Raw genomic sequence first — 13,608 nt, forward strand, 5'->3', positions numbered from 1 at the left:
AGGCAAACCATGTCATTGCAAAAATCAAAAGGTTTTTCTTCAGTAATGAAAAATCCCGCTATTAGCAACAAAGAGAAATTTAGAGTGGTCAAAGGAAAGGCATTTCGATTTCTCTTTGGTTTCAATGATAGAAGGGGGTTTGTTTTAAAACTACTTACATACACATTGCTCATTAGTATTGGTTTTGTGTACTTATATCCAATGTTACATATGTTTGTAACGAGTATTAAATCATTAGAAGATTTGCTTGATATGTCGATTAAGTGGTTACCTTCTACTATCTATACAAGTAATTACGAACAAGCCTATTCTGTAATGAATATAAAATCGGCTTTTAAAGGGAGTTTACTACTTGCCTTACTACCAACTATTTGCCAGGTGGTGGTCGCTTCCCTTGTAGGATTTGGCTTAGCTAGATACAACTTCCCGTTGAAGAAACTGTTTTTTGGATTGATGATTTTCAGTTTTATCATCCCACCACAAATTTTGATGATGCCGATGTATCGGTTATTAAGTGCATTGGAATTAACTGGATCAATAAATGCTTTTATTGTTCCGGCTCTATTAGGACAGGGGTTAAATAGTACAATTTTCATTTTGATTTTCTATCAATTTTTCAAACAAACACCAGAAACATTATATGAGGCGGCGGAGGTAGATGGTGCTAACCAATTTACCATTTTCTTTAAAATTGCTATCCCAATGGCAGTCCCGGCCTTTATCGTATCCTTCTTATTCTCATTTGTTTGGTATTGGAATGAAACCTATTTAACGACCCTTTATCTAACGAGTCGATCAACGGATATAACGACAATCTTATTACAATTACAGCAATTTGAACAAAATTACGAGGCCATGTATCCTGTCACAGCAAATAGCCCGAATAAAATTAATGAAGGCATTAAAATGGCGGGGACGGTGATTAGTATTTTACCATTACTAATCGTTTACTTTTTTCTACAAAGATACTTTGTTGAAAGTGTCGACAAAAGTGGTATTACTGGTGAGTAATCACCTTGATATAATTTTTTCATTATAAAGGGGGAACTATTATGAAGCGAAAATCACTAGCTGGTCTTGTATGTGTACTGTTGTTAATGTTACTGATGGTAGTTGGTTGTTCGAATGATGAAAAACCATCAGGTGGAGAAAAAGAGGGCGACAAAGAGACTGAAGATGGTGCTAAAGAGTTGTCTCTAGAACCTATGACAACAGAAGACATTACATTGACGTATGCATCTTGGGCTAATGGTGCCCTCAATCAGGAGTTAGCTAATAAGTTTATGGAGCTGTATCCAAATATTACAGTTGAGCTCGTTCAGTTAGAACAAGAAGGTTGGAACGATCACTTAACAAATCTAGCAAGTACAGGTGAATTACCAGATGTATTTTGGTATTTAGGAAATGTAGACATTGCTGTTCGAAATAGCTGGCTAGGAGACATGACAGAGTACTTTGAAAATGACCCGGAGTCTGAAACTGTTTTATCGACATTAAAGGACCAAGGCTATTTTGATGGTGAAAGAAAACTGGCTGCACCTGTTGCTTACCAACCCTATACAATCTTTTTAGATGAAAACCTATTCAATAAGATGAATAAGGATATGCCTTCAGCTGATTGGACGTATAGTGAAATGATTGATTTAATGAAAGAAATGACCGTGCCAGAACAAGGGATTTACGGTTATAATTCATATACAAAATTACTAACAATGGCACCAATCGTTAATGCTGATGGTAATGGAGAATTCGGTTGGGATGGAGAGAAATACGATCTTACAAAGGATTGGGCAGATGCGACAACCCAACATGCCGAACTAGTGAGGAGTGGTGTACATGCTCCGCTATTCGATACCGATGAAGCTGAAGCTGCTTTCGGTGATCGCTTGCTGTGGGCGGCAAATACTGGCCGTTTAGCAATGCAATTAGATGCATGGTGGTCAGTTGGATTGTTCTCACAACCTGAATTTATGGAAAAGGGAATGAAGTGGGTTCCATATGTTGTTCCAAAAGGAGATACTGCAGAAACATTGCATAAACCAGCTTTTATTGACTTCGGTTCATTCTCTTCTGCTACAGAGCATCCACGTGAAGCGTATGAGTTGTTGAAATTCTTTGGATGGGGTAAAGAAGGATGGGAAACAAAATTACAGGCATTTAAAACATTGGAAAATGAAGACGGTTCATTACTATTTAAGCATCCGGATGGATTACCATTAATCGAGGATGAAAAAATTTGGAGTGAATTAAGAGCGTTACTGCCAGAATCTCAGTATTACACTGATTTCTTAGAACGAGCAAAAGAACCAATTCCATTAGGAGGAGCTTCACAACCTGGATTCCAAACATTCTTGGATGAAGTTTACTTTGGTGGAGAATATGGGGATGTTGAAGCGGCTATTATGAATGGGGATGTAAACGCCCATGACATTGCTGAGGATTTAACAGAAAAGATCAATCAGTACAGAGAAGATGCATTAGCTGAATTGTTTTTTTGATAAATAAATAAATGAATGAAGGATAGTTTGTTCGATTGGTTGGCAGGTGAAATTCTTGTAAGTAAAGAATTTACCTGCCTCTCTTTAATATCAGTAGAAAGGTGTGAAAAGATGATACCTCTACATAATATTCCAAAAGACAGAGAGCATGATGAAAGAATACAGCAAGACGAATCGCTTTGGGCAACTCATAATGTACATGATCCATCTATTTATAAAGAGGGGGATTGGTATTATGTATTCTCAACAGATGCTCAAGAAGGTGGAACATTCAAAGCGGGCATCCAAATTAGAAAGTCGAAGGACTTAGTCAATTGGCAATGGGTAGGACGTGCATTTACAGAAGTACCAGGACCTGCAAAGAATTGGACTGGTGCAGTTGGTTTGTGGGCACCAGATGTTACGAAGTTTGGTGATACTTATTATCTATACTATGCTGCATCACAGTTTGGTAAGACACAATCCTTCATAGGTGTTGCAACGAGTACTCATATTGAAGGTCCTTGGATTGACAAGGGTGAAGTCGTCAAGACTGAACAAGATGAAGGCCCGAATGCAATTGATCCTAATATAAGTATTGATGAAAAAGGGGATCCGTGGATGGTATATGGGTCGTTTTTTGGTGGGATTTTCTTAGCTAGAATTAATAGCGCAACGGGTAAATTTGCTGAAGAGGGAAAGGGGACGCTGATAGCTAGACGACATGCAAGTGTTGAAGGTGCTATCGAAGGTCCCTATATCGTTTATAATCCCCATTTTGATTATTATTACTTATTCGTCTCCTATGATTCTCTATTTTCTTCGTACCATATAAGAGTGGCGCGTTCTAAACATATTGAAGGCCCCTATGTTGACAGTAAGGGGCATGAAATGACAAATACTGAACTTCCCCCAAATGATGTTGGGATGAAAGTACTTGGGAGTTATCAATTTGATGGTGGTCCCGCTTGGATAGCTCCTGGTCATAATTCTATATTAAAGGATCAAGAGGATTATTATGTTGTCCATCATGTTCGTATGGAAGGCAAGAAAGGGCATTATCTACATATCCGGAAAATTGGGTGGACAGAGGATGGTTGGCCACTTGTGTCACCACAACGATATGCAGGAGAACAAGATAAAGTGGTGAATATTGATGATGTACTGGGAAATTGGGAATGTATTTATTTTGATAAAGATAATAATGGTAAGATGAATGCCTTGAATATTTGCATTACTACCCATCATAATGATCCTAATGCCTATGTAGTGGAACAACACGCTGATAATTATTTTTCGTTATTTTCTTCTCGACATCCATCAATAGACGGAATTATGATCCAGGGATGGGATTGGGAGCAATGGATTGAAACTATTGTATTTATGGGGAAGGATAGCGAGGGCAATGTTTTGGTTGGAAAGCGAAGGGAATAGGCCATTGTAACTTGCGATAAGAATGTAGTATATCCTTCACTCGTACGGTCTAATATGCCGTTTTCGGAATATATATTCGCGAAGTGAAGTACTGCATGTTATTATAGTAATAATGAAAGATACTTGTACGTTCAATTCAATTAAAAGAGAGAAAGCTGCCAGGGGTGTGAAAATGAAAACCAAATATAGTATCGTAAAGGACTCTATTAAGTCAAAAGTTTTAGAAGGAACGTACCAGCCTAACCAAAAAATTAGTTCTGAAAGTGAATTAATGGAAGAGTTCGGCGTTAGTCGACATACCGTTAGACTCGCGATTGGTGACTTGGTGATCGAAGGGTGGTTATATAGGGAGCAAGGTTCCGGGACTTTTTGTGCGGACCGAACAGAAAATGCATCAAAAATTACTGGAGAGAAATCTAAGAATATCGCTATCATTACGACGTATATTTCAGATTATATTTTCCCTTCTATTATAAGAGGTGCAGAAAAACATCTAAGTGAAAATGGTTATAATGTTATGTTATTCAGTACGAATAATAATCATGAAACCGAAAAAAATGTACTGGAAACGATTCTTTCACAAAAGTTTGATGGTGTCATTGTTGAACCGACAAAAAGTGCGATTGCCAATCCAAATATTAATTATTATTTGAATTTGGAGAACCAAAACATTCCATATATCATGATTAACTCTTATTATGACGAGCTAGATCCCGTTAGTATTACGTTAAATGATGAAAAGGGAGGATATCTTCAAACGGCCCATTTGATGGAATTGGGGCACAAGAATATTGTCGGTTTTTTTAAAACGGATGATAAACAAGGCTCAAAACGAATGAAGGGCTATTTAAAAGCTCATCGTGACAATCATATAACGATAATTCCTAATAATATCATTGCCTACAAAACGGATGAAATGATGACTAAGCCGTTAGAAGAATTTGAAAGAGTTTTATCGTTGACTAATATCGAATGGCCAACTGCAATTATTTGCTATAATGATCAACTAGCTATGAAGTTATTGGATATTATTCGAGAGCGAAAGTTAAAAGTTCCGGAAGATATTTCAATCGTTGGATTTGATAATTCTTTTTTAGCGAGCATATCTGAAGTGAAGTTGACAACGATTCAACACCCCCAAAGCGAATTAGGTGCAACAGCAGCAAAACTAATTTTAGATTTGATAAATGATAAAAAAGGTGAACATAAAAAAGAAGATCACAAGATAGAATCGGTCATTTTTGAGCCGACATTAGTTGTGCGGAATTCGACAAAGAAGCTTGATGCATAGGAATATGGACAGAAGCTTAAGTGAATACAATCCACTACAAAAAGATACCTGTTTTAGGTATCTTTTTTGTAGTGGATTGCCCAATTACACCGCATGTTTTGTTGGGGAAATATGATGTTTCTTGTGGGGAATATTATTAGATGATGCTCTTGCATAGGGGGTGTTCAGAAGCTTAAGTGAATACAATTCACTATTAAAAGATACCTTTTAAAGGTATCTTTTTTTATGCAATATTACAAAATTAATCTTGACAATTCTCTAATAATTCTTTAGCATTGATATACGTACAACTTAAGTGTTTTTAATAGTAAATATTAAACTTGTACGTCCCACTAGGGGACGGTGCAGAGACTCTGCTTTGCCTCTTGCTATCATCATGAAAGCGGTTAACGTTATTCTGAAGTGCGTAATGACTATATATGTTGAACATATGAATACCTATATAACTGAGCGAAGGCACCTTCAAAGGAGGAACCTAAGCCATAACCTAGCAACGCAGTTACTAGGCTATGGCGCGAGGCATCCCTTTGCTCCGAAGCAGATTTGAAGGAATTCTTTATTTCAATTTATATAGTAATGGATAGGGGGAGAGATATTATGTCAAAAGAAATGACAGAAGCAAGAATGATCGTCGATAAGGATTTCACTATATCTGAGATTGATCCACGAATTTATGGATCATTTATCGAGCACCTTGGAAGAGCGGTTTATGGAGGGATTTATGAACCGGGTCATTCATCGGCTGATGAGCATGGATTTAGACAAGATGTTATTAATCTTGTAAAAGAATTACAAGTACCCATAGTGCGATATCCGGGTGGAAACATGGTTTCAGCCTATAACTGGGAGGATGGTGTAGGACCACTGGTAGATCGTCCTCATCGTTTGGAGCTTGCTTGGCGTGTGACTGAAACCAATGAAATGGGTACCAATGAATTTGCCACATGGGCCAAGAAGATAAATGCTGATGTGATGATGGCTGTCAATCTTGGGACAAGGGGAGTAGATGCAGCAAGGAATCTATTAGAATATTGCAATCATCCTAGTGGCACCTATTGGAGTGATTTAAGAAGAAAGCATGGCTATGAAAATCCTCACGCTATCAAAACTTGGTGTTTAGGGAATGAAATGGATGGACCTTGGCAACTGGGTCAAAAAACAGCCTATGAATATGGGCGTTTAGCTGCTGAAACAGCAAAAGCGATGAGATTGGTAGATCCAAGCATCGAGCTCGTAAGTTGCGGAAGTTCAAGTTCGGCAATGCCTACTTTTCCTGAATGGGAAGCGACAACATTAGAGCATACGTACGAATTTGCTGACTATATTTCACTTCATCAATATTATGGTAACCGTGATAATGATACAGCCAACTATTTAGCCAACTCGTTAGATATGGATCGCTTCATACAAACTGTTACTGCTACTTGTGACTATATTAAAGCCAAGAAGCGTAGTAAAAAAACAATGATGTTGAGCTTTGACGAATGGAATGTGTGGTTTCATTCCAATAAACAGGACCAAGAGATTAAGCCATGGTCAATTGCACCGCCTCAACTAGAAGATGTCTATACATTTGAAGATGCACTGCTTGTTGGAAGTATGTTAAATACAATGCTTAGACATGCTGACCGGGTGAAAATCGCTTGTATGGCACAACTCGTGAATGTTATTGCACCGATTATGACTGAGACAGGTGGTGGAGCATGGAAGCAAACCATTTTCTATCCTTATTACTATACATCTGTTTTTGGTAGAGGTGTGGCGCTAAACCCTATTGTTCATTCCCCTAAATATGATAGTAAAGATTTTACGGATGTTCCTTACTTGGATTCATCGATTGTTTACAATGAAGAAGATGAAGAATTGGTTATTTTCGCAACGAATCGCCATTTAGAAAATGTATTACGGGTAGATATTGATATCCGTTCATTTGAAGGACTTGAAATAATTGAACATGTCGTACTTGAAAATGAGAATCCCAAAGCATTCAATATCCTGACGAATGAACAAGTCAAACCGCATAAGCAAGGTCAATCATTTATAGAAGACGAATTGTTGGTTGGGATATTACCAAAAATGTCTTGGAATATGATTCGTTTACGAAAAACAAAAAAATGAATGAGGTGTCATGATGGAAAACAATCAAGTTATTATTAATACAGATATCGAAGAAGGAACGATTAATAAAAATATTTATGGGCATTTTGCTGAGCATCTTGGCAGAGGTATTTACGAAGGGATTTGGGTTGGTGAAGACTCCCCGATTCCTAATACAAATGGAATTCGAAATGATATTGTCGAAGCGTTAAAAAACATTAGTATTCCGGTTATTAGATGGCCTGGAGGCTGCTTTGCTGATGAGTATCATTGGAAAGATGGTATTGGGCCTCGAGAAGGGCGAAAACGTATGGTCAATACGCATTGGGGTGGCCTTGTAGAAAATAATCATTTTGGGACACATGAATTTATGATGTTGTGCGATATGTTGGGGACTGAACCTTATATATGTGGCAATGTAGGGAGTGGAACTGTCCAGGAAATGTCAGAGTGGGTTGAATACATGACATTTGATGGTGAATCACCGATGGTCAATTGGCGACAGGAAAACGGACGACAAGAGCCATGGAAAGTAAAATATTTTGGTGTTGGTAATGAAAACTGGGGCTGTGGTGGAAATATGCGCCCTGAATATTATGCAGACCTTTATCGCCGCTATCAAACCTATGTACGGAATTATGGTGACAATAAGCTGTATAAAATTGCTGGTGGTGCCAATGTCGATGATTACAATTGGACGGAAGTGTTGATGCGCGAAGCGGGTCATTTGATGGATGGTTTAAGCATTCACTATTACACAATTCCGGGTGACTTTTGGACAGGCAAAGGTTCTGCAACTGATTTTACTGAAGATGAGTGGACAATTACGATGCAAAGAGTACTTCATACGGAAGAGTTAATTAAAAATCATAGCATAATTATGGATAAATATGATCCTGATAAGCGAGTAGGAATGATTATTGATGAGTGGGGGACTTGGTTTGATGCAGAGCCGGGCACGAATCCAGGTTTCCTTTATCAGCAGAATACAATTCGTGATGCCCTCGTTGCAGGTGTGTCATTAAATATCTTTAACAATCATTGTGATCGCGTGCAAATGGCGAATATTGCACAAACGGTAAATGTCTTACAAGCAATGATTTTAACAGATGGCGCTAAAATGATTCTGACACCAACGTATCATGTGTTTGAAATGTATAAAGTGCATCAGGATGCTAAAAAGCTAGCTGTTGAAATCAATGTAGACTCGATTACAAGTGGAGGGGCTGTTATTCCTCAAGTAAGTGTGTCTGCATCTAAAGATAAGGATGGAAAGGTTCATATTAGCTTATGTAATTTAGATAATCATGCTGATGCTACGATTACGCTGAACTTACGTGGCATTGTTGATCCAATCCATGTTGCTGGACGAATTTTAACATCAGAGCAGATGGATGCACGTAATACTTTTGAAGCGCCAAATACTGTTGAACCAACTGCATTTACAGGATTTACAGTTGATGGTCATAATCTTCGTATTTCTTTACCTTCTAAATCGGTCACAATGCTAGCAATTGAATCATAAATCATGAATTATGAGTAAAAAAATGGTGGCAGTATATGCTACCATTTTTTTGAAAGGGGACTAAAATATGGCTGATAATACAAAGTTATTAACTGGGTTATTCAAGCAATCTGAAGACAAGGGTAAAGAATACTTACTCTATTTGGATATTGATAGGCTACTAGCACCGTGTTATGAAGCTGTTTGTCAAACACCCAAAAAACCTCGATATGGAGGATGGGAATCAACGGAAATCGCTGGCCATTCTGTTGGTCATTGGCTTTCCGCAGCTGCTGCTATGTATGCGGTTACAGAAGATAGAGAACTCAAGCAAAAGATTGATTATGCAGTTGAAGAACTAGAACAAATTCAAAAATATGATGGAGAGGGCTATGTCAGTGGCTTTTCCCGCACCTGCTTTGATAACGTTTTTAGTGGAGACTTCCAAGTAGATAATTTTAGCTTAGGGGGTTCATGGGTTCCCTGGTACAGTATCCATAAGATTTATGCAGGTTTAATAGATGTCTATACAATTTTAAGGGACGTTAAAGCACTTGAAATTGTCTTGAAATTAGCAAGTTGGGCAAAGGCGGGTTTAGATAAGCTTTCAGATGAACAATTTGAGAGAATGCTTATCTGTGAACACGGTGGTATGAATGAAGTAATGGCAGATCTTTATATCATTACTGGTAAACAAGGCTATCTTGACCTGGCTAAACGTTTTTGTCATCAGGCAATACTTCAGCCACTCTCTCAATCGATTGATGACCTAGAAGGTAAGCATGCCAATACACAGATACCTAAAGTGATTGGTGCAGCGAAATTATATGACATCACAGGCGATTTGAAATACAAAGAGATGGCTGTTTTCTTTTGGCAGCAAGTTACGAATTATCGCTCCTATGTAATCGGTGGTAATAGTATCGGAGAGCACTTTGGACCAAGTGATCAGGAACAACTCGGGGTTACATCAGCAGAGACTTGTAATACGCATAATATGTTAAAGCTGACTGAGTATTTATATCGCTGGTCACATAAGTCGGTGTATATGGATTACTACGAAAGAGCACTTTACAATCATATTCTGGCATCGCAAGATCCAGATTCAGGTATGACGACATACTTTGTATCTACCCAACCTGGACATTTTAAAGTATATTGTTCGCCAGAAGATTCATTTTGGTGTTGTACAGGTACTGGTATGGAAAATCCAGCACTTTATACAAGAAATATCTATTACCAAGAACAAGATCAATTGTATGTGAATCTATTTATTGCTTCAGAATTAACAGTGGCAGAAAAACAGCTAAAGATTAGCCAGGAAACTTCATTTCCGGCGTCTAATCGTTCTACACTCGTTTTTAAAGAAGCCAATCACGAGAAACTAACAGTCCATATTCGTGTTCCCTATTGGGGTGTAGGAGCAGTGACTGCGACTATCAATGGAACTGAAGTATTTACACATGCGAAGAATGGCTATTTAACAATTAATAGGGAGTGGAAATCTGGGGACTGTGTTGAAATAGAACTTCCAATGAATTTACATAGATATGTCTCAAGTGACAATCCCCAAAAGCAAGCGATCATGTACGGACCTATTGTATTGGCAGGCGCATTAGGAAAAGAGCATTTCCCAGAAACAGATATACTTGAAGATCATATGAAGCTCGATAATCATCCTTTAATTGATGTTCCAGTCTTAGTGGCTGATACAGAAGATCTAAATCACTGGATAAGACCAATTGAAAATTCAATATTACGATTTGAAACTTTAGCAGTGGGTCAGTCAGGGAATCAGAAGATTACGCTTATCCCTTTTTACCAATTACATCATCAACGCTACACCATTTATTGGAACATTATGAACGAAGCAGCCTATCACAATTTCCATGACGGGGAGGAAGAAGAGCTTCGGAGAAAAAGAGACATTACCGTTGATTATGTTAATCCAAATGAGCAGCAGCCTGAAATTGAACATCATCTTTCATCAAGCAATTCAAATTCAGGTTATCTAAATATTGTTCATAAAGGATGGAGAGATTGTCGCGATGAAGGAATTTTTAGTTATGAAATGGCTGTACAATCGACTAAACAAATGTATTTAGTGGTTACATACTTTGGCAGTGATTCTACTTTATATGTGGATGGACAAGCATATAATCGTGAATTTGACATTGTGGTGGACGGTACAGTTATCGTGAATCAGAAACTGGAAGCCATTCATCCAGGTAAACTTTTTGATGTTTGTTATGAAATTCCAAGAGTATTGACAAAAGAGAAAGAGCGGGTTGAGATTAAGTTTTCATCCAAACCAGGTACAGTTGCGGGTGGGGTTTATGGAGTCCGGATCATTAATGAAAGAGTCTATTAAGAGTTACTCACTTGAGGTGATTAAATGCTACTTATAAAAGATATTAATAAGTTAATCAAAGAAGTGAAAGCAGAAGAGATTACTGTCCCAGAAATTTTCATTGAACAGAAAGCATTATGGTTGATCCCAACTTATTTAAGATCGAAAAAGCTTAAGAAAATCGTTCTTGTCGTCGATGAAAATACGCGTAAGGCGGCAGGGGATAAGTTGGGAAATTTGTTGGTCAAAGATGAATTTCAAATGACAATCATAGAGTTAAAACCAAATAAACATGAACAGGTTATTGCTAATGAACAAACGTTAATTAAATTATTTCTTGATATGCCAAATGATACAGATATTATTGTGGCTGTTGGTACTGGAACAATTCATGATGTTGTACGCTTCGTTAGTTATAAAATGGCTATCCCATTTATTTCGGTACCTACTGCCGCCTCAGTTGATGGTTTTACATCTAAGGGTGCACCTTTAATAATTCAAGGATTTAAAAATACATTTCAAACAGTATCACCTATCGCTGTGTTTGCAGATATCGACGTTCTTAAAGAAGCGCCACATGAGATGACTGCGGCTGGGTTTGGAGACATAATTGGCAAATATACATCTCTTCTTGATTGGAAGATTTCTAGTTTAATTGCGGATGAACCATACAACCAATTAGCAGCAGATCTGACAAAACAATCATTAGAAGCATGTGTAAATAATGTACAAGAAATAGCCAACAGAAGTGATTATGGGTTAACAATTCTAATGCAGTCATTGATTGAATCTGGCTTGGTTATGCTGGTGTTAGACTATTCAAGACCAGCCTCTGGAAGTGAGCATCATTTATCTCATTACTGGGAAATGGACCTATTGAAAAAAGATGCTAAACAATTATTACATGGGGAAAAGGTCGGTGTGGCTGTATCGATAATAATTGATTTATATAAACAACTTATTATCAATTTAGATGTGAAAAAGATTGCACATGATTCAAGTTTTATTAATAGTTTCATTGGAAACTGGGATCAAATAAAAGCAGCAATCAATGAGTTGCCAAACTCAAATTATATAAGATATCTACTTAAAACGGTTGGTGGAGCTACAACACCTAAAGAATTAAATATAGGAGATAAGCTAGTTGTTGAAAGCTTAAATGAAGCATTTCATTTAAGAAATCGTTGTACGGGTTTATTTCTAATTAATCAATTTAAAAAAGAGAATATAAAATATCCGCTAGAAAATATCGTGTATAAAAAAGGGGCGAATAATTTAATGAACATTGCTAAGGTAGAAAATATCGAAGTAAGAACAAATATCGGAAACAAACCAGATTTACCCGAGGTGATTGCTGTTGAATTGAAAAATGGTACACATTTAAACTTGAATGTCTCTTGGAATGCTCTCACAGTAGAACAATACGGTGAAATTGGGACTTATACTGTTGAAGGTGAAATTCAGCTTCAAGAATATCCAAACCCTTTAGTAGAGCAAAGAGCAGATCCATATATTTATAAACATACAGATGGTTATTACTATTTCACAGGGTCTTATCCTGAATATGATCGAATTGTAATAAGAAGAGCAAAGTCAATTAAGGATCTTTCGCATGCTGAAGAAACAGTCATATGGCGTAAACCTGAGAAAGGTATTATGTCCAAGCACATTTGGGCACCTGAACTCCATTTTATTGATGATAAATGGTACGTTCACTATGCTGCTGGGGATACTGATAATGTCTGGGCAATTCGACCATATGTGTTGGAATGTAGTGCTGATAATCCTTTACAAGGTGAGTGGCTAGAAAAAGGACAAGTCAACACAGATTTTCAAAGTTTTTCATTGGATGCGACAACATTTGAAAATAAGGGAAAGAGATACTTAGTGTGGGCACAAAAAGTAGATGATGATACAGTATCTAACTTATACATCGCTGAAATGAGTAATCCATGGACAATCAAAGGTGGACAAACGGTATTATCGACACCAGATTTGGAGTGGGAACAGCAAGGGTTTTATGTTAATGAAGGCGCAGCTGTCATAAAACGTAATGGCAAAGTGTTTATCACGTATTCTGCTAGCGCGACGGATGATCGTTATGTTATGGGCTTATTAAGTGCTTCTGAAGACAGTGATTTAGTCAATCCTGCTTCGTGGACAAAATCAGTAGAGCCTATTTTTGCGACGAATGAGAAGGCTGAGGAATACGGACCGGGTCATAATAGTTTCACAGTCGCAGAAGATGGGACAACAGATCTACTTGTTTATCATGCTCGTCCGTACAAGGAAATTGAAGGTAATTCGCTGTACGATCATAACCGTCATGCGCGTGTACAACAACTTTTTTGGGATCAAAATGGAAATCCATATCTCGGTTCCCCAGGACAAATTATTGATAGATCTGAAAAGAAAGTGATTGCTACAGTTATTGTTCAATAATTTAGGGAGGCAA

At 37.6% G+C, this 13,608-nt stretch carries 8 protein-coding genes; all 8 read left to right on the plus strand.

The window, feature by feature from the left end:
- Window positions 1-9: 9 nt before the first annotated feature.
- The 8 genes from FQ087_RS04765 to FQ087_RS23300 all read left to right on the plus strand — a co-directional run bounded on the left by FQ087_RS04765 (window position 10) and on the right by FQ087_RS23300 (window position 13,595).
- Entirely contained in the window at window positions 10-1,011 is a 1,002-nt protein-coding gene (locus FQ087_RS04765) for a carbohydrate ABC transporter permease (RefSeq protein ID WP_223145590.1), read from the plus strand.
- Window positions 1,012-1,052: 41 nt separating this feature from the next.
- Window positions 1,053-2,498 carry an ABC transporter substrate-binding protein gene (locus FQ087_RS04770; RefSeq protein ID WP_149579384.1) on the plus strand — a complete coding sequence of 482 codons (1,446 nt, stop codon included), beginning with the start codon at window positions 1,053-1,055 and terminating at the stop codon, window positions 2,496-2,498.
- Between the two features lie 111 nt (window positions 2,499-2,609).
- A complete protein-coding gene (locus FQ087_RS04775) occupies window positions 2,610-3,911 on the plus strand; it encodes an arabinan endo-1,5-alpha-L-arabinosidase (RefSeq protein ID WP_149579385.1) in 1,302 nt (433 codons plus the stop codon).
- Window positions 3,912-4,083: 172 nt separating this feature from the next.
- Window positions 4,084-5,202, plus strand: coding sequence for a GntR family transcriptional regulator (locus tag FQ087_RS04780; protein ID WP_149579386.1), 1,119 nt, complete (start codon window positions 4,084-4,086; stop codon window positions 5,200-5,202).
- 597 nt (window positions 5,203-5,799) lie between these two features.
- Window positions 5,800-7,320: an arabinosylfuranosidase ArfA gene (arfA, locus tag FQ087_RS04785; RefSeq protein WP_149579387.1), complete on the plus strand. Its 1,521-nt coding sequence runs from the start codon at window positions 5,800-5,802 to the stop codon at window positions 7,318-7,320.
- Window positions 7,321-7,333: 13 nt separating this feature from the next.
- Window positions 7,334-8,824, plus strand: coding sequence for an alpha-N-arabinofuranosidase (locus tag FQ087_RS04790; RefSeq protein WP_149579388.1), 1,491 nt, complete (start codon window positions 7,334-7,336; stop codon window positions 8,822-8,824).
- Window positions 8,825-8,891: 67 nt separating this feature from the next.
- Window positions 8,892-11,174, plus strand: a complete 2,283-nt coding sequence (locus FQ087_RS04795) for a glycoside hydrolase family 127 protein (RefSeq protein ID WP_149579389.1) — start codon at window positions 8,892-8,894, stop codon at window positions 11,172-11,174.
- Between the two features lie 24 nt (window positions 11,175-11,198).
- A complete protein-coding gene (locus FQ087_RS23300) occupies window positions 11,199-13,595 on the plus strand; it encodes an iron-containing alcohol dehydrogenase (protein ID WP_149579390.1) in 2,397 nt (798 codons plus the stop codon).
- The last annotated feature ends 13 nt before the right edge of the window (window positions 13,596-13,608 follow it).

The organism is Sporosarcina sp. ANT_H38 (genome assembly GCF_008369195.1).
Lineage (GTDB): Bacteria > Bacillota > Bacilli > Bacillales_A > Planococcaceae > Sporosarcina.